Origin of the sequence: Phaeobacter italicus (assembly GCF_019801785.1) — a bacterium.
GTDB classification, from domain to species: domain Bacteria; phylum Pseudomonadota; class Alphaproteobacteria; order Rhodobacterales; family Rhodobacteraceae; genus Phaeobacter; species Phaeobacter italicus.
In genome coordinates this window covers 227,399-243,637 of record NZ_JAHVIJ010000003.1, presented here as the reverse complement: position 1 = coordinate 243,637, position 16,239 = coordinate 227,399, and the positions used below count along the sequence as shown (strand labels likewise).

The window sequence follows — 16,239 nt, the reverse complement described above, 5'->3', positions numbered from 1 at the left end:
CTTATGCTCCAATCCATGTTGCGAAGCGGCGCGCGCGGGCCGAGATCAGCTTTCCAGCTTCTTCTATGGGGTTGAGGTTGTGCCAGTTGTCCGGATCAGCAGACGGATCGATCATAGAGGTGAAATCCCCCTTGGCCCGGTAGGTCAGGCCATTGATCGGAGACCATGCCGACTGCCCGTCGCTATAGTCTCCTGCCGCCCATCGATCGGCATTCACACCGGCATCGATAGCCGCGCGGGCCTCTTGCACATCTGCAGCCTGTGTTTCGACCTGCGCCGCAAGCGCGTTGACCTCATCGGCTTGCTGATTGCCCGCCTCAGTGCGGGCGTTGATCTCGCTCAGAAACGTATCCACATCGCCTGAGAAGGTGGCTGGCGAGCTTCCACGATCCGGAACCTTGGTGAAGCTTGGTACTTGTGTGATTGACATTAGGTCACGCTCTCTACTTCAAGGGACAGCTTGGAAATGGACGGGGTTTCGTATGGGAATCCGAAGTCACGCGGATAGCCGTAGGTAATGGTCCCGCCGCGGGAGGCATCGCCGATATAGATGCACGGAATATCGGCTACATTTTCGAGGAAATCGGCAACGTAATCATTGTTCCGTGTCTCTACCGCGACCTCGTAGCTGACCAGCTTTGCCTTGGCTCGCGATACGATTTCAAAGCGCCCGAACTGGTCGCGCTCCTTTGTGGAGAAGTTCAACAAATCGCGGCGCGTTCCATAGACAGCCGTGCCAATGATCCGCTGACGCCCGACAAAGGCTCCTCCGACGCTGACTTCTTCACCCGCCGGGCCGGTCACAGTGACCCGGATTGGAAGTGAGTAGGCAGGAAGATCGATGAAGGTGAGGTCTTTGCGCCGCAGGATGGGCGAGAAAAAGTGCTCCCAGTAATCAAGCACCTGACTGTTATCCAGGAGGCTTTGTGTCTGGTCGTAAAGCGTCCCACCTGCCCCATCCTCGACCCTTACCCGTGCTTCAAGGGCGTCAAGGTTGAGAAGCGTCACCGAGTTCACCACCTCAGAAGGCTGGATTGTGACGTCGATCTGATCAACGGCAACAGTCTGAGAGTGGTAGAATTGGTCGAACATCTGGAACCGGTTGACCACACCCAATCGGATCCAGGTTGGTGGGTCCGCATTGATGCCGACCACTGGGTCATCAGTGGTTTCGACCACTGCACGGTACAGATCATTGCCCACGCGCCGCTCTGCCCCCTCTGGCGTGGTGCCAGCGGTCCACTCTTGTTCTGACAAAGCAACGTTGGTCACCAGATTGGAATCTGTGACATCAATTGGCTGAATGATGATCATGCCGCCCCCTTGGTGGTGAGACCGTCGCGCACTACACGCTTCAGAGATCGATCCGTTGCGCCAGTCGCTTTGGAGATAGGCCCGAGATAGCCGACGAGCTCCTTACGCATCTCGCGGACTTCGCGTGCCGTTGTATCCTCCTTGCTGACAGCCTGAGCCCCAGCCGCAGCGCGACCGGCCTGCTGGCTGTTGATCGTCTGGGTGCGTTCAAGCGCTTTGATTTGAGCGATCCGGTTTGCTTCGCGTTGAGCCGCAGCATTTGCAGCGATACCAGCAGCCAACCCGCTAAGGCTGCCACCCAAAGCCTGCACGGCTCCAGCCACCCCAGTGATCCCGGCATTGATGCTGACCAGTGTCGTGTTGCCACCAAGTGTTTCAGTGACAAGCTGCTCCATGGTGGAGCGAATGGTTTCCAATTCCAGCAGACGGGTCTCGACTCGCTCAGAGACAATCGCATGCCTGTCAGCAGTTTGGTTGAGCTGATTGACAGCGTTCTCCACGTTGATGGCCGCGATATACTCGCCCAACGCCATATCCAGAGTTTTGCGCCCATCCTCGATAATCTGATCGAGGCGCTGCATTTCTTCCTGATGCAGCCTCTCTGCTAGCTCAATTTGGCGCTCCAGCGCATCCACAGCGGCCTCATCTGCCGTCATCTCAAGCTGCGCATCACCAGCACGGCCAGCAATGATGTTGGATGTTCGGTAGTAGTCAGTCAGATAGTCTGCATAGTTTGAAAATTGACCGGAATTGTCCTCGCCAAGAACTTCGAGCGCGTTCGAAAGCTTGCCCGGATCCGATCCTCCATTCTGGACATACATCAGCGCCCGGCGTCGTTCCCACTCAGCACCCTCACGCTCCACCCGGCGACGATCTTGGCTTGCAGCCTCAAGCGTTTCGAACAAAGCGCGAGATGCCTCTGCCGCATCCTCCAGAGTCGCCAACCGACCCGAAAGCGTGTCCAGCAACTTCTCGTGCGCGGCCGATATTGTCTGACGCTCCGCATCGACGGACACCTGAAGTCTCTTGAAACGCAGGCGCAGGCGATCTTCAACAATTCCAAGCTGTCCCTGCAAGTCGGACACTGCTGCACTGATTGCCCCATTAAGTGCGGCGAATGCATCCCTCAGATCCTGCTCTTTTAGCTTGCGAGCCTCCGCTTCAGCATCGGCAAGGGCTCCGGCAACGCCGTCCAGGGCATCGGCCGCTTCCTGCGCTGTCCCGTGAACCACGGTGAACTCATCGGCCAACCCGATCAGAGCAACGTATGCTTCACGGCCTTCCTCAGTTGTGCGGTCAAGGCTTTCAACCAGCGCCCGGAACTCAGCATGGGTGTTCGGGATTGTCAGATTGAGGTTTTCCGCAGCTGCGTCCAATGCCTCTTGAGCATATTGCTGGCGCTTCGCCTGCTTCTCGACATCAGTAAACATCAGCTCGAAGAATGATCCGACACCAGATGCAAACTGCTCAATGCCTCCGAAAGCATCCATCAGAAGAGAGGCGCTGTTGGCGGCCTCCAAACTGCCCTCGAACAGGGTCTGGCTCAGCAGCTCAAATCCATCATTAGCAGCCATGAGGGAGCCACCAAGACGGGTCAGTGTCTCATACGAACTTTCCCCTTCGCGCGTGTATTCCTCGGTTTTCAGGACGAGATCCGTCATACCGTTGGCGAGGGTGTTCAGGTGCTTCTCGAACTCCTTCGCTGTCGCTTCCTGATCACCAGCATTCCGGCCAGACAGCCAAACGGTGAACTGTTCCCCTTCCCACTCGAAATCCTTGATCGCATCAGCGCCCAGATTGAGCGCGCCCGCCATGGTTTCGATGTTGTTGACAATGCCTGCAGTAGCGTTGTCGAGCATGGTTTGGATTTCGTCACGGGTGTCGTGATATTCATGCTTGTCGCCGCGCAGAAATCCCCCCTGGTAGAAGTCGAACTCGAAGCCGTCAAAACCATCCGGCCCCAGAGTGCCGCGCACAGCACGCCCGTGATGCTCGCGGGACAGACCCTTCGCGAGGATCGCAATGCCTCCGGCGATGATCCCCAATGCTGGAAGGGCCGCGCCGATTGCACCGAAACCTGCAGAAGCTCCAGAAACCAAGCCACCCAAGTTTGCGAAGCTCGCGCCGAGCCCGCCACCAGTAAAGATGCCGCCAAGACCGGACATGATACCGGAGGCTGCAGCACCACCGCCCAAAAGCGTGGTGCCGAGGTTCATCAGCCCTCCGCCCAAACCGAAGAAGCTACCAGTTTCCCCTCCAAGCAAAGTGCCCGCCGCCTGTGTGGCACCGCCAACACCACCGCCACCGCCAAGGCCGAGGCGCAGCACAATCTGATTGCGCAGACCAGTTGCGATCATCTCTTTGAGCCAGCGCTTGAACATGTCCCCCATGTCATCAAGCGTCCCCTTGAAGCCATTGAAAAGGCCGTCCGTGAAGGAATCCGCCAGGTCGCCCACCAGCGGCAGACTGTCTGCAAGTTCAACGTTCAGATTGCGGATGGCTTGGGCCATTTCACTGTCCGACAGCAGCCCTTTCAGCCTCGCCAGTTCCGCCAGCTCTTGGTTGTAACGCGCAACGGGGCTCAGACCAGCTCGCACAGCAGCAGCTTCCTTTTTGAGCTGCTTGATCGACTTACCGCTGGCTGCGGCGACTTTCTTCAAATTGCGCTCTCTCTCGCGCGCGGCTTCACGCTCCTTATCCAAGACAGCATCCAGTGCGAGGCTATGCTCAAACTGATATTGCTCAGCATCGATCTTGAGCCGCTCAAACCAGGTCGCACCCTCTCGACGGGCGTCAAATTCCATTTCCTTCTTGAAACGCTGAGCTTCAATCGCGGCGTCTCGAATGGACTTACCCGCCTTCAGGGCATCGATTTCTGCTTGTTTGGCCGCATTGGCCAGGAGACCGCCACCAATTGAAGCGAGCGAAGCCATGATCGCTTGAATTTCGGAGTTTACTCCGGACAAGGATGTCGCCCAATTCTGCGTCTGAACCGTGGCTTCTTCGGTATCCGCGAGAGCCCGGCTGGATGCGGTAATCACCGCCTCAAGCTGGACAACTGCATCAGCCAACGCAGCCGGAAGCTTTTGCCCTTCAGGGTAAAATCCACGAATTACATCCAGCGCAGCTTTAGCCTCGCTCTGAATCTCTTTCATGGTCTGTGCGCCACGAAGAGTGTCGAAGCCGGACTTGATTGCACGGACCTCTTCGGGCATCAGCCCGATCGCCTGCGCTGCTGCGTAGGCTTCGTCTTCGAGACCTTCAAAATTCTCCTTGAAGACTTGAATTTGCTCTGAGGTCGCGCCGAGTGCTTTGTTGCGCTCCAAGGCGGTCAAAGCATCGTCCATTTGGGCGATGACATTGGCAGCGTCTGTCAGATTTGCAAAAAGATCGAAGTTTTCTGTCCGAAGACCATCAAGGGCACGCTTAACCGAAACCCCCGAAAGATACTCATAGGTGCTTTTGACGTCACTTGCGAAGATGCCAAACTCCTTGACCAGGTCGACAGTCTTAGCTCGCGCACCTTCTGCGTAGCGGCTGTAATCGTCCAGGGCACCGACAAGGTTATCCAGAGCGGTCGCGTTCAGCTTGGACCGCTCCTCCAGTGTCAAAGAGGCGTCACCCAGATCCAGCAGAACTGGAGCAAGAGCTGCACCCACCGCCAGAGCCGTGCCAAGCCAAGGCACAATCGTGCCAATGCTTCCGCCCAACATAGAAAATGCGCCCGCAGCTTGGGGGGCCTGTTGGGCGACGGCACGAAACCAACCAATCATCGGCCCCGATACGAATACATCCTGGATCTGGTAGCCGACCTGATTGGCAACAAGCCCGAACTTGCTGACACCTTGTTGCGCACCAACAGATGAAGCACCAACAGCAGCCATGTTCTGCTTCAGCAGGGCGAGGGTCTCGGTGCGCTCACGGTCGTTGATCACGCCTGCCTTCTGTGCAGCGGACAGGGTTTCAACTGCTGCCTCGTACTGCTTTGTCGCAGCGTAGGCAGGATCAATGCTGGCGCGAAGGCGCTGGTAGCTTTGGGTAGCTGCTGCAGTTTCAGCTGCAATCTTTTTTTGAGCCGCCGCTGCCTGCTCAGCAACATTACCCAAGCCCAGGTATTTTTGCGCAGCTTGGTCCAGCACCCTGTTGGCTGTGCTTTGACTGGTCACACCGCTTTGCACGGCGCTTTCGACCTGTTCAACTACAGCTTCATACCTTTTTGACGCCGCAAATACGGGGTCCAGAGATGCACGAAGGTTATCGAATGACTGAGCGTTGCGATTGAGTTCTGCAGCCCATTCACGAGCAGATGCAGAACCACGGCTGTTGGCCTGGACCAGTCCCAAGACCGCGAGAGTGTGGTCTTTTGCGGAAGACTTCGCCTTGCGGACGCCTGCATCCCAACCACGTTCGATAGCTTCCATGGAGCGCAACGCATCACGGGATGTTGTCTCAAAAGTGCCCCCCAAGGCACGGAGTTGAGATCTTGTCTTATTTGCGCCGGTCACAAACGCTGCGGCATCAAAAGAGGCCGATGCACGAACCGATCCAATTTCGATTGCACTCATAGGTTGCTCTCTCTTGCCTTGGCGTGAAATGATCCACCGGAATCAATTTGAGGAGGATTTTTCTATGCGAGTTATTTGGGGGTGTGCTGCAGCACTCATGATTGCGGCTTGCACAAGCTCTGCTGGCTTTGTGCAGTCCGATATGACCGACAGAGACAAAATGGTTCACGATCAGACGCTAAAGCTGAGGTTAAAAAACCATGCTGCAGCTCAGTTCATTGGGGAACCGAAATTGGCAGTAAATCCAAAAGGTGGCCGTCTAATCTGCGGAACAGTCAACGCACCAAACGGTTTTGGCGGTTACAACGGTTTTCAACCTTACGCGATTGTCTATGTCCCGCATATCAAGAACTTCAGCCCAATTCTAACCTTGGGTCCCCTTGCAGGGATCGATTGCAGAGGAGCCGGACTGCATCCTTCACTGCCATCGTGAAACAGCAACCCAGTCCAATTTCCAAGTCTGGGCGAGTGCTGCAAAGCTCTTCAAGTACACTGCTTGGGTCATTTGAGCGAGAAGCCCTATCCCGCCATTGCGGAGAGCGCTGTCTCCAAGGAATTGGAGACACGCTGGCGCTCCAAAGCAACGCCGGGATCCTCATCAGGATTATCTTTGAAGGCCGGAGAGACCGTCATCGGGTTCCTTCCAGCAATGTACCCAAAGACGTATGAAACGCTCATTTCGCGCAACTGTCGCGCTTCCCAAGGCTCCAGCTCTACGCCCGAGGCTTGGGAGAACGCTGCAATTTCACTCCAGGGTACTGGCTTGATGTTGCCCATCGCGTCGAATTGGCACCACGAAAGGCCTTCCTGCGCCATCATCTCCAGCAAGTACTCGCCTCCACGCACCTCCGGAAGGTGTAGATCAAGCCCCTCCTTTTGCCAAAGCTTCAGGCGGGACAGCTTCCAATCTTCAGGGGTGGAGGCAAGGAACCCCGCCTGTTCAGCATAGAGCTTCAGGCGGTGGAGACGTTTCCCAGGTAGCTCGCACGCTTCGCAGAAAAATCGGACGCCTGCTCAGCAAAAGACTTCTCACCTTTTTGCCCGTTCATTCGGTTCAGACCAAAAAACCAAGGGGCGTCCTTTTTTGTCGCGGGCTTGTCTCCCTTGAACACGTTGTTGAAACCAACAACACGTGGCAATAGCAGTTCCACCGTTTTCTCATGGAAGTCATCCATGGACAGAAACTCAGCATCATCACCTTCAGCATCCGAAGTGCCTTCAGCCTTTTCAGCATTCAGGCGGGCCTTTTCTGCTTCACGATATGCAGCACGAACGGAAGGGGCTTCAGAACCCAGAAGAATGATCTCGCAAGGCTTGCCATCTTCTGTGAACAGCGGCTCGAGCGTGGTCGGATCCTTGATGTGCATTGCAGCGCCTTTTTCTGCCGCAGAGACGCTGTCGAACTTGTTGAAATCCATGTCTTACCTCATTGGTTCGGTGGTTCTAACGGGCCGGGGAAGCGAACCATTCTTCACCCGGCCCTCCACCCATTTGGGTAGATCTTTGCTGCTGGCTTACGCTGCCTTCTTCAGGATCTGATCCGGCTTCAGCTCAATGGTTGTCGATGCAGTCACCACATCATCGACTCCGCCGATATTCGGCTTGAAGGACATGACAAGCCCGACCAGGTAGAAGATCGTTCCGTCCTGAAGCGTGATGGACAGGTAGACCGGATCGTCGCTTTCGAGAGCTGTTTCCATCGCGGTCTGGCCAGCATCGCCGGGATCAAGTGCCAGACCTGGAGACAGGCTGCCGTTGTTGAAGCTACCTTTGCCTTTTTCAGTGCCGCGTGTGGACAAGGGATTGTGAGTAACGAGACTCCACTCTTTCCCGAATTCACCAATGTTGGTGATTTCGCCAACGTTGATGAAAGTGAGAGCGTCAAAGCTCGCAATATCGTGTGCTGCGGGTGCAACGGCAGAAATGCCGAGTGTCACCCCAGAGGCGGTCTGGTGCGCCATATCAGTTTCCTTTCAATGGAGATGAAAGCGCCCTGGGGGCGCGGGATTATAGGCCGCGGCCTATTTCTTGGTGACAGCCTTGAGAGATCTCGCGAACTCAACCATTACCTCGCCGTTCACTTCGATCGCTTCGGCAACCTCCCCTTGGTACGTCACGCCATTTTCGAGGGTGAACTCGATGACCTCACGAGGTTGAGGTGCCTTGCCCTGATACAGTGCGGCTGGATGCGAAGGCTTGTTCCGCTCCATGGGCAGGCGGATCAGCGAAACACCATCAATTACGCGGGGCGCTGCAGTGGATTTGGCAACAGTTTTCCGGCCCGCCGCAGCGGGTTTCTTGCTGGTCATCAGAATGATCCTTTCAGGTTGGGTCGAACCGCTCAGTCGTGGTAGGTCAGCGCAAAGGTGAGGGAGACGCGCTGCGCTGCGGTTGCGTCACTGCTGAAACCATCTCTCGTCGCGGTCAAATGCGCGCTGACAATGGGGCCACCGCTGTACCGCTCCAGCACCGCACGGACGTCACGGCTTGCATCGAGGGCTTGGGCATAGGTTAGGCCCCAGCAATCAATCTGGACCGCCCCACGCATCAGACCTTTCGTGGTCAGGGTATGCTCCCGCTTTCCCGACATACGGATCATGGTCACGCGCGGCATGGTTTCACCGTCGCTGAAGTATCCCCATTTTACCGGGCAACTCAGAGCGCCGTCCAGAAGCGCAAACAGGTGTTCTTCCATCACAGCCCCCGCCTTGTCCGACGCGCCAGTGTCGCCTCGATCTCTTGCCGTATGCTCGCGGCCAAACCCTCAAGGATATTGCCTTTGTAAGCATCCCACGCGGGCGTCAACATCGGCATCGGCGGAACTGCACCGACATATTTTCCACTTTTGTGGTAGCGGGGCTCCGTCCCCCATTCCAACAAATGGGCATGAGGCGATGCGGGAGTTGATCCGACAAACATGCTGACCGCGTTTGGCCCAGCCTCCGGCCCCTGCTGCCCCTTTTTTAGCTTCGCCGACACCGCGAAGGCCCCATCATCTGCGCCCGGCCAAAGCCCATTTGCCATATCAGCGACAGGCGCCAGCTCTTTTTTGAGCGCTCTGCGAACAACAGCTTTTGACGTTGCGCGCGGCAGAGCGGCCAAAGCACTGTCGATCTCCTTTAGGCCCTCGATCTTAAAAGACCCAGTCACGCGCCACTCTCGCAAATGAAGTCCAGGTACTGACGCGGTTTGTCTCGGTTAGGCTCCACAGCGCGGATGTTGTAGACGGTGCCGCTTGCGGTATCGCGCAACTGCCACCTGGTGGTGCCATCGGTGCCGATATCCGCCGTGGATTCCGACTTGCGCACGGTGGCGACGATGGCCTGCGTGCCAGACAGCCGCCCAGCCTGAACCTTCTCCCCGCCGCGCAGGAAGGTGAACTTGGCTCGGGTGGTGAAGCGCTCGACAGCAAGCAGGGTTTTGCCACCGAGCCCGTCGCTGGTGCCGTCAAGCTCGTCAAAAGCCACGCGCTCGATCAGATGCATCAGACCGCCACCCATCGATAGGGCCGGATCAGCGCCTCGACGCCCATAGGCAGGCCCTGCTTTGTGTCCCCCGAGCGGTTTTCATACCAATCCGCCGCCAGGCAATTGATCGCAAGTTTCAAGTTCGCAGGAACATCCGCAGCCGTACCAAAGCCGCATGTGAACTGCACCTTGATCGGCGCCGGGTTGCTGTTTTCCAGCGTCGGAAGGTCAAAACTATCGGCCAGCGAAACCAGCGTGCCGCTCGCGATAGGCAGGACAGCGATGTCATCCGCTGTTACCGACTGTTCTGCCCCACCCGCATCAGCGTAGCTGATAGCCACGGCCGAGACGTCGGGCACCGGCAGGCAGATTTCTCGCAACCAAGCCGCCTGCTGAACCTGCCACGTCTGCGAGACCATGGCCCGCCCCAAAATCCCCCGAAATCCGTCCAGATGCGCCACAGCAGCGTCACGCAGGCCGGTCAGAAGGTCATCGTCATCGGCAAAGTCGACAATCGCCTGGGCCTTCACCTCGTCCAGTGTGATAGGACTTTCAGCCGGTGGTGTGATGAGAATGGGGCGGAATTTCACTTGCCGCGCGCCTTGCTCTTCGGCACAGCCCGAACCTTGTTCAGGACTTCAGGTGCCTTCTTGCGCAGAACGCCGCGCGCCACCAGGTGCGAAACATCAGACGGTTTCGCCTCGCGGGTTTCACCCTCCTCATAGAACTTGTCGCCTTGGTGGCGGCGCATGACTTCATACTCTTCCATGACGGTCTCCTTTCGGCTCATAGAGAGGGCGAGAAAACCCGCCCTCCTTGATCAGCCGAATTAGGCCACGCGGCCGAAATCACCGTAAATGAACGATTCCGGGCGATACACGGCCAGCGCCAAGCGCTCCTCAGCCAGAACAGTGACCTTGTTCCGGGTGAAGTCGTCGTTCTGGAAGCCGGTTTCGATGCGCGCCGACCATTGATCAAAGATCTGCGCGCCCATGTCGAACGCGCCGACGAGCACCTTGTCAATCTGCATCGCCTGAGTGGTGACCACCGGTAGCCCCCAAAGGGTCGGCGCGAGAGAGCCCTGCGGATTACCGATGATATAGCGCCCCTCGGAATCTTTCAGGAGTTCGATAAAGGCCCAGTCAGACGGGTGCATGACAATCCCCGTGGAAGGATACTCCGCGAGGGTCGCCTGCAGCGCCATCAGGCGCACTTTGTCGATGGAGGTTTCCGAACCAACGGCAATCGGTGCGCTGTATGCAGTGGCCTGAGGTACGATGCCGTGCAAGTTTTCGCCGGTGTTGTCGCCATAGAGAAGCTGCTGCTCCTCCTTGAAGCCCAGGCCGTACAGCAAGCGGTTGTCGATGATGCTGCGGATTTGCGCAACGTCGGACAGGGTCTGCTTGGACGCACGCATCCAATGCGCAATCACCTTGGTGCGAGTTTGCACTTCTTCAACGGTGATATCCGACTGCGGCTTCAGATCGCCTTCAGCGACCATGTCAGCATTGTTCGCAAAGCCGGTTTCGCGATCGAAGTCAATCAAAGGCCCATCGGTACGACCAGGCATCAGCAGGTTTCGGACGGTCATACGACGCTGCGGCAAAGGCATAATGCCCGGAATGTGGGTGGAGTGGACTGCAGCCCCCATTCCACCAGCACCGCCGGTTGTGGTGGTCAGATCAGCCTTGAGTTCAGCCTCGAAATTGACCGAAGCGCTGTCGCCTTTCCGCGGGTTCGCGGCGAAGCTCTTGAATTCTTCGGATTCAGTGAAACGTTCACCAAAGGTCTTGCAACCTTCTTCGCCTGCCTGTCCGCCGCGCGCCAGCTTCTGCTCCAGTTCATCCAAAGACGCTTTCAGGCCGTTCATCTCGGTCAGGGCTTCGTCAGCCTTTTCCTTGATGCCGTTCGCCAGTTCCTCGCCCTTGGCTGCCTTGCCAAGCGCGTCCTCTGCAATCTCTTTGACCGCATCGAACTTGCTGGCGAAATCCGCCTTCACTTCTGCGGCCATCTGTTCCGCAGTTTTGGTATCATCCAAAGCCATTTTGGCCTCCTATTTCGGGATGGGGGTTAAGACGTCAGCTCTTTCAGGAAGGCTATCGTCTGTTGCGCCGCGCTTGCCGGTTCCCCCGGCCCTTTCAGGTGGATACGTGCGGCACGCTCCGCCTGTGAGTTCGAAAGCCCCAAGCTCCCCTTGAGCAGCGTTTCAAACTCCCGCTCAGTGAGCCGATCCCCGGCCTTGAGCTTTTCTGTGATCTCGTGTGCGGCCTTAGCCGATTTTACGCTGGTGATTGTCGCCTTTTCGTTGGCACCAATAGAGACGATTGAAACCTCGTGCAGCTCCAGCTTTTCGAGATACCAAACGCCATCCTCATCATCGACTCGGAAGCCTCCCGTGGCGATGCGATATCCAATGGACAGGCCGTCGATATCACCCTCCTTGAGCAAAGCAGCAGCCTCCCGGCCGCGTTGGACGCCCATATTCAGACGCCCGCGCATCAGAAGGCCGGTTTCATCCTCCTCAGCCGCAAGCCACTTCCCAATGGGCTGGGAAGGATCGTGCTGCCAGAACAGTTTGGGCATGGTGCCTTTGGCCTTGTGGTCTGCCAGGCTGTCCGCGAACGCGCCCGCCACCACAACGTCGCCGTAGCTGTCAGGCTCGCCGCCGAAGGTGCTGCCGTAGCCTTCGAACTCGCCAGTTTCCTCGTCCAGCGCCTTGATCGAAAGGACCGGAGCCGCCGCCTTATGCATCATCATCATTTCCAGACTCCAATTGATTGCCCGCCTCGGTAATCGGCACGTTCTGCATCTGCATCCGCGGGACTTGCCCGCCCGCAACCGGAGGCTTGTTCTCCAGCGCGCGCACTTCGTTGATGGTCAACCAGCCGTTCTGCAGACCGGACTGGTAGAAATCGGCCCGCGACTTGCTGTCACCGCGAAGCAGCCCTTCCAAATTGAATTCGATCATCAGCCCGCGCGCCCGCTCGGCAGGGGTCAGGAGCTGTTTCATCAACGCCTGCTCTATCCGCTTGATGCGGCGGCGCAGGGTGAACTTCTGAAACGCAAGGGTTTGCTGCTCCAGGCCAGTGCCCCAGCTCGTGCTTTTCTCGGTGTGGCCGACCATATGCGGAGGAACCCCGAAGAACCGGCAGATTTCCTCCACCGAGAACCGGCGGCTTTCCAGCATCTGCGCATCATCCGGGTTGATCGTGAACGGCATCCAATTCGTTCCACCCTCCAGCACAATCGGGCGACCGGAATTTTGCGCGCCGACCATATCGTCAATCAGGGTAGACTTTGCCCGCGCTCGCTGCTCATCCGTCAGCCAGCCTTCGAATTTCAGGGCACCAGATGGACGCATCCCGTTCTTGAATGTCTCTCCTGCCGCCCGATCAACCGCCCGAGCCAAGCCAAAGGCGTTACGGGCGAACTGCAGGGTAGACATCCCGCCAAGTGGAGACCCGCCAAAGCCACGGATATGCAGAACCGCACCATCAAGCTCGCGGTGTGTTTTGCCCTCATCGGACCAACGGTATTCGATTTCACCGGTTGGCAGGCGCCGAACGCCCATCAGATCCGGCGCGACCGGCGTCAGCCCGACGATCTTGCCGTTGTCGCGCATAATATGCGCGTAAGCGTTGCCCCACAGCTCCAGAGAAGCTGCCATGAATTCCCAGAAGTCCAGCGCGGTCTGGTCATAGTTAGGACTGTCATGCAGCAACCGGTAAATGACGTGCGAACGGTCAGCCGTCCGGGTTTCTGCACTCCGGCGATAAACCATCAAGGGAAGGGATCCGATCGTGCCTGAAATCAAGTTTGTACAGGCCCAAACCGTTGAGATACCAAGCGCGCTTTGCCCCGTTACCAGCTCCCCTGCATCACTGGTGCGGTGAAAACCTTCAGGATGCGCGTCCATCAGCCCAAAGCGGCGAACGATCATGGATTTCAAGCGATCTCGCAGACCCATTTAGCCGCCCCCAAGTGAAGCAAAGTAGTCGTCCATACCGGACTTAGTCTTCATCGCCGCGGTGGCTGACCCTACGGCCATCGCCAGGGTGACAACCCCGTCGATCCGTCCCCGCGACCGCGATTTGTCAAACATACGGTTGCCGAAACCATCCTCCCGGATGATGGCGTTTCGCGCACAGATGCTGGTGAGCTTGTTGCGATCAATTTTGACCGTGCCTTTCAGCATGTGATCCTCAAGCTGTGTGATCGAGGTCGGCATACAGAGGAATTTTCCGTCGAAGCTGACGTTCGTGCCTTGCTTGTGCCTGACGATCTTCAGGCCGGAGCCCGCTTTGTCGTCGCCTTCTTCGATCCAATACGCGAAACCCGCCTTATCGAATGCCTCGCAGAGTTTTTCCATGTGGGCGCTGTCGATAGCCATCTGCACCACTGCCTGGCGTCCGCAAAAGTCGATGATCTTCGCCGCAATGAAGGTGTAGTCGATTACGCGCCCCGGCGTGACCTCAATGAGTTTTTCCGCCTCTAGTTCGCGATAAGGGATCGCATCAGCCGTTGACCGCTCTTCGATCTCAAACTCACGAGTCCAATACCACGATTTTACATCGATCTTTTCGCCTTCCCAGGCAGCTGTAAGCGCGGTGAGGTCGTTCTTTTCGGACAGGTCGAGCGCCAAATGCGCCCGGCGTCCGATCATCGCCGCCTCTTCAACCTTGCCTTGCACTTCTTTCCATGCCTGCTCAGAGGTCCAGAACCCTGCCGAGCCGACCGGGATACCGAAGTACAGGCGCCTTGTGGTGAGCTGCGTGCTAATCTGCTGTTTCGCCGTCACAACCAGCTTGCGCACGTTTTCCACCGGGTAGGTGATGCCCAGGGCGGGCAGTGCCTTGACCCAGCAGCTTTCGTCCTCCAACGGATCGTCGCCCTCGTCCACCCGCGCGATGAATGCGAAAACGCTGTCATCGGTGAAATCGCCGGTCACAACCTTCTGACAAAATTCACTGTAGTCAGTCCCGACCTGCTGGTCAGCGCTTGGGGTGTTAGTCCCAAGCATCAGAATACTGTCACCGTGCTTCTTGGTCACCGCGGCGCGCCACATCTCGATGGCCTTGCCGCTTTTCATCTCGTGGATCTCATCTCCCGCCACAAGGATGGGCTTGGGGCCAGACACGCTGTCATTGTTGGCGATCGGCCGCATGAATGACCCGCTGTCTGGGTGCTCCACGCTATAGGCGAGGTCGCCTGTTCCGCGGATCACAAACGCCGCATCTTCCAGCGTCATACCTCCCTTGTCAGGGATTGGCGCCCGAAGCATCGCCACAGCATCACGGAACATCACCCTTGCCGTGTCTTTGGTCTCGCCGATGCAGTAAACCTCCGCCCGCTTCCGGCCATAGAAACCACTGAGATAGATCCCAACCGCAGCCATCAATGGCGACTTGGCTTGCCCTTTGCCGGTCTCCAGCCACACGAACCGGAACCGAATAAAGCCCTCTGCAGTCCGCCAGCCGAAAATCGAGCCAACCACGAACAAATGCCAGGGCAACAGTTTGAACGGCTCGCCCTCCTTGGCCCCCTCTGTGATCGACAACATGGCAGGAAAAAAGCGAATGGCCCGCTCAGCCTGCTCTACATCCCACTGCAACCCGCGCGCCGGGCCATGCTTCAGGTCATCAAGGTGCCGTTGGCATTGTGCGCGCACGAATGCGCCCGCCACGATCTTTCCCGAAACCACATCCCGCGCATATTGCGTGGTCTGATCAGTGCGCTCCGAGGAACTCATCTGCTGCCGTTTTTTTCGGTGCCTTCTTTGGCGCCTCTGCCTTTGCTCCAACGCTCTCAGGCGTAAGCGTGAGCGCCTTTTCCAGCTTGCCGATCTGCTCGGCCATGTTCTTCACCTGAGACCAGAGCATGTTGACGAATTGCCCGCCTTCACCGCTCTCCCGAACCGGTCCTTGTGCCACAGCCAACGGCTGATAATGCAGATATTCTGCAGTCATTCGGACAAGCCGGTCCAGTGTCCGCGCCCGAGCCTTATTCCAGAGCCCACGCGCCTCAAGATCGGCCTTGTATTCCTCCCAGAGAACCTTGGCCTGCTCTGCCATCGGCCCGCCCTCGTCGTGACCGGCGAAAATGTCGTCATATCGGGGGCGCTGAATGCGGGTCATGGGTACACCCCTACTTTTGCGGGCAGATATTGCGCACGGAGGACACGCGATAGGTTTCCAAGATGGAGGCCTGAACTTTGGACCTCCCCCCTACCCTCAAAACGGCACAGAGGGGCCAGAAACGGCCCGCCAAAGGGGCGAAACGCCTTGCTCTTTCACCACTCCTGCCCCACCCGCTCTTTCGCCTGAGCGATCAGCTCAGCATCTCCTGGGTGCGCAGCTTCGATTGATGCGCAATGAGTTAGGTGGCAACCTGCGCAGACGAGTGAAAGGTTCGCTAGTTCGTATGCGAGATCAGGGCGGAGGCGCCATGGGCGAAGGTGGTCCACCACTGCCGCGCGTGTGCCTGTTTTGCCTCGCAGGCTTGGAGGAATCGGTCGGCTACACATCCGGCATTTTCCGCTCTGCTGCGCGTATAGCACAGATGCCAAGCGGTCGCGGATAGCACTGCCATTACGACCTGAAAATGGATGATGGCGGCTCAATCGTCCCATCTTGTTCAACTAGAAAACAATAAACTATCGAGCGTTACATCTACAATGCAGCAGCAACCGCCCTTTCCACAGTTCCGAAACCGGGGGCGCATGGAGATCATAGCCCAAAGCCTAACTTTAGGGATCCTATGATTGGGACATAGCATACCATATATAGTGGCCGCAGCAAGCCATAGTATCCATGCAAGCAAGCGTTTTGCTTTCTGTCTGTTCGAACTTGTGGCTCTCAAAGTGTTTCATTGTACCAGTGCATTAGAAAAACCGC

Annotated in this window: 18 protein-coding genes; 1 reads left to right on the top strand and 17 read right to left on the bottom strand. The window is 57.4% G+C overall.

Translation table 11 applies throughout. From position 1 onward, the window contains the following. Nucleotide 1 precedes the first annotated feature (1 nt). The 3 genes from KUV39_RS08760 to KUV39_RS08750 are packed head-to-tail and all read right to left on the bottom strand — an operon-like array spanning nucleotide 2 to nucleotide 5,879. The gene (locus KUV39_RS08760) at nucleotides 2–430 is read right to left on the bottom strand and encodes a hypothetical protein (RefSeq protein WP_222459558.1); all 429 of its coding nucleotides are present in this window, start codon (nucleotides 428–430) and stop codon (nucleotides 2–4) included. Then, the gene (locus KUV39_RS08755; RefSeq protein ID WP_222459557.1) at nucleotides 430–1,314 is read right to left on the bottom strand and encodes a hypothetical protein; all 885 of its coding nucleotides are present in this window, start codon (nucleotides 1,312–1,314) and stop codon (nucleotides 430–432) included. Before KUV39_RS08755 ends, KUV39_RS08760 begins: the two co-directional genes overlap by 1 nt. Next, nucleotides 1,311–5,879: a tail tape measure protein gene (locus KUV39_RS08750; RefSeq protein WP_222459556.1), complete on the bottom strand. Its 4,569-nt coding sequence runs from the start codon at nucleotides 5,877–5,879 to the stop codon at nucleotides 1,311–1,313. Before KUV39_RS08750 ends, KUV39_RS08755 begins: the two co-directional genes overlap by 4 nt. A 64-nt stretch (nucleotides 5,880–5,943) precedes the next feature. Between KUV39_RS08750 and KUV39_RS08745 the strand changes: the two genes are divergently transcribed. After that, complete coding sequence (locus KUV39_RS08745) at nucleotides 5,944–6,312, top strand: hypothetical protein (RefSeq protein ID WP_222459555.1); 369 nt, start codon at nucleotides 5,944–5,946, stop codon at nucleotides 6,310–6,312. 86 nt (nucleotides 6,313–6,398) lie between these two features. Here KUV39_RS08745 and KUV39_RS08740 read toward each other — a convergent pair whose 3' ends face one another. From KUV39_RS08740 to KUV39_RS18790, 14 genes are all read right to left on the bottom strand, one after another. Beyond that, a complete protein-coding gene (locus tag KUV39_RS08740) occupies nucleotides 6,399–6,698 on the bottom strand; it encodes a hypothetical protein (RefSeq protein ID WP_222459701.1) in 300 nt (99 codons plus the stop codon). Between the two features lie 134 nt (nucleotides 6,699–6,832). Then, nucleotides 6,833–7,297: a hypothetical protein gene (locus tag KUV39_RS08735; protein ID WP_222459554.1), complete on the bottom strand. Its 465-nt coding sequence runs from the start codon at nucleotides 7,295–7,297 to the stop codon at nucleotides 6,833–6,835. A gap of 96 nt (nucleotides 7,298–7,393) precedes the next feature. Next, nucleotides 7,394–7,840 carry a phage tail protein gene (locus KUV39_RS08730; protein WP_222459553.1) on the bottom strand — a complete coding sequence of 149 codons (447 nt, stop codon included), beginning with the start codon at nucleotides 7,838–7,840 and terminating at the stop codon, nucleotides 7,394–7,396. 60 nt (nucleotides 7,841–7,900) lie between these two features. Next, nucleotides 7,901–8,188, bottom strand: a complete 288-nt coding sequence (locus KUV39_RS08725) for a hypothetical protein (protein WP_222459552.1) — start codon at nucleotides 8,186–8,188, stop codon at nucleotides 7,901–7,903. Nucleotides 8,189–8,220: 32 nt separating this feature from the next. Further along, nucleotides 8,221–8,574: a hypothetical protein gene (locus KUV39_RS08720; protein WP_222459551.1), complete on the bottom strand. Its 354-nt coding sequence runs from the start codon at nucleotides 8,572–8,574 to the stop codon at nucleotides 8,221–8,223. Between the two features lie 451 nt (nucleotides 8,575–9,025). After that, nucleotides 9,026–9,364, bottom strand: a complete 339-nt coding sequence (locus tag KUV39_RS08715; RefSeq protein WP_222459550.1) for a phage head completion protein — start codon at nucleotides 9,362–9,364, stop codon at nucleotides 9,026–9,028. Next, the gene (locus KUV39_RS08710) at nucleotides 9,364–9,936 is read right to left on the bottom strand and encodes a head-tail connector protein (RefSeq protein WP_222459549.1); all 573 of its coding nucleotides are present in this window, start codon (nucleotides 9,934–9,936) and stop codon (nucleotides 9,364–9,366) included. The genes KUV39_RS08715 and KUV39_RS08710 overlap by 1 nt, the downstream gene beginning before the upstream one ends. Next, nucleotides 9,933–10,115, bottom strand: coding sequence for a hypothetical protein (locus tag KUV39_RS08705; RefSeq protein WP_222459548.1), 183 nt, complete (start codon nucleotides 10,113–10,115; stop codon nucleotides 9,933–9,935). The genes KUV39_RS08710 and KUV39_RS08705 overlap by 4 nt, the downstream gene beginning before the upstream one ends. A gap of 60 nt (nucleotides 10,116–10,175) precedes the next feature. After that, the gene (locus KUV39_RS08700; protein ID WP_222459547.1) at nucleotides 10,176–11,390 is read right to left on the bottom strand and encodes a phage major capsid protein; all 1,215 of its coding nucleotides are present in this window, start codon (nucleotides 11,388–11,390) and stop codon (nucleotides 10,176–10,178) included. Between the two features lie 26 nt (nucleotides 11,391–11,416). Next, complete coding sequence (locus tag KUV39_RS08695; RefSeq protein WP_222459546.1) at nucleotides 11,417–12,106, bottom strand: HK97 family phage prohead protease; 690 nt, start codon at nucleotides 12,104–12,106, stop codon at nucleotides 11,417–11,419. Then, nucleotides 12,090–13,313, bottom strand: a complete 1,224-nt coding sequence (locus KUV39_RS08690) for a phage portal protein (RefSeq protein WP_222459545.1) — start codon at nucleotides 13,311–13,313, stop codon at nucleotides 12,090–12,092. Before KUV39_RS08690 ends, KUV39_RS08695 begins: the two co-directional genes overlap by 17 nt. Further along, nucleotides 13,314–15,095 (bottom strand): terminase large subunit, encoded by a 1,782-nt coding sequence (locus KUV39_RS08685; RefSeq protein ID WP_222459544.1) that lies wholly within the window; start codon nucleotides 15,093–15,095, stop codon nucleotides 13,314–13,316. After that, entirely contained in the window at nucleotides 15,073–15,480 is a 408-nt protein-coding gene (locus tag KUV39_RS08680; RefSeq protein WP_222459543.1) for a P27 family phage terminase small subunit, read from the bottom strand. Before KUV39_RS08680 ends, KUV39_RS08685 begins: the two co-directional genes overlap by 23 nt. A gap of 155 nt (nucleotides 15,481–15,635) precedes the next feature. Then, nucleotides 15,636–15,869 carry an HNH endonuclease signature motif containing protein gene (locus KUV39_RS18790; protein ID WP_419555534.1) on the bottom strand — a complete coding sequence of 78 codons (234 nt, stop codon included), beginning with the start codon at nucleotides 15,867–15,869 and terminating at the stop codon, nucleotides 15,636–15,638. Nucleotides 15,870–16,239 lie beyond the last annotated feature (370 nt).

Bases quoted from the DNA above. Each gene is read 5' to 3' on its own strand.
- KUV39_RS08760 (WP_222459558.1), bottom strand. From the start codon at position 430: ATGTCAATCACACAAGTACCAAGCTTCACCAAGGTTCCGGATCGTGGA.
- KUV39_RS08755 (WP_222459557.1), bottom strand. From the start codon at position 1,314: ATGATCATCATTCAGCCAATTGATGTCACAGATTCCAATCTGGTGACC.
- KUV39_RS08750 (WP_222459556.1), bottom strand. From the start codon at position 5,879: ATGAGTGCAATCGAAATTGGATCGGTTCGTGCATCGGCCTCTTTTGAT.
- KUV39_RS08745 (WP_222459555.1), top strand. From the start codon at position 5,944: ATGCGAGTTATTTGGGGGTGTGCTGCAGCACTCATGATTGCGGCTTGC.
- KUV39_RS08740 (WP_222459701.1), bottom strand. From the start codon at position 6,698: ATGATGGCGCAGGAAGGCCTTTCGTGGTGCCAATTCGACGCGATGGGC.
- KUV39_RS08735 (WP_222459554.1), bottom strand. From the start codon at position 7,297: ATGGATTTCAACAAGTTCGACAGCGTCTCTGCGGCAGAAAAAGGCGCT.
- KUV39_RS08730 (WP_222459553.1), bottom strand. From the start codon at position 7,840: ATGGCGCACCAGACCGCCTCTGGGGTGACACTCGGCATTTCTGCCGTT.
- KUV39_RS08725 (WP_222459552.1), bottom strand. From the start codon at position 8,188: ATGACCAGCAAGAAACCCGCTGCGGCGGGCCGGAAAACTGTTGCCAAA.
- KUV39_RS08720 (WP_222459551.1), bottom strand. From the start codon at position 8,574: ATGGAAGAACACCTGTTTGCGCTTCTGGACGGCGCTCTGAGTTGCCCG.
- KUV39_RS08715 (WP_222459550.1), bottom strand. From the start codon at position 9,364: ATGCATCTGATCGAGCGCGTGGCTTTTGACGAGCTTGACGGCACCAGC.
- KUV39_RS08705 (WP_222459548.1), bottom strand. From the start codon at position 10,115: ATGGAAGAGTATGAAGTCATGCGCCGCCACCAAGGCGACAAGTTCTAT.
- KUV39_RS08700 (WP_222459547.1), bottom strand. From the start codon at position 11,390: ATGGCTTTGGATGATACCAAAACTGCGGAACAGATGGCCGCAGAAGTG.
- KUV39_RS08695 (WP_222459546.1), bottom strand. From the start codon at position 12,106: ATGATGATGATGCATAAGGCGGCGGCTCCGGTCCTTTCGATCAAGGCG.
- KUV39_RS08690 (WP_222459545.1), bottom strand. From the start codon at position 13,313: ATGGGTCTGCGAGATCGCTTGAAATCCATGATCGTTCGCCGCTTTGGG.
- KUV39_RS08685 (WP_222459544.1), bottom strand. From the start codon at position 15,095: ATGAGTTCCTCGGAGCGCACTGATCAGACCACGCAATATGCGCGGGAT.
- KUV39_RS08680 (WP_222459543.1), bottom strand. From the start codon at position 15,480: ATGACCCGCATTCAGCGCCCCCGATATGACGACATTTTCGCCGGTCAC.
- KUV39_RS18790 (WP_419555534.1), bottom strand. From the start codon at position 15,869: ATGTGTAGCCGACCGATTCCTCCAAGCCTGCGAGGCAAAACAGGCACA.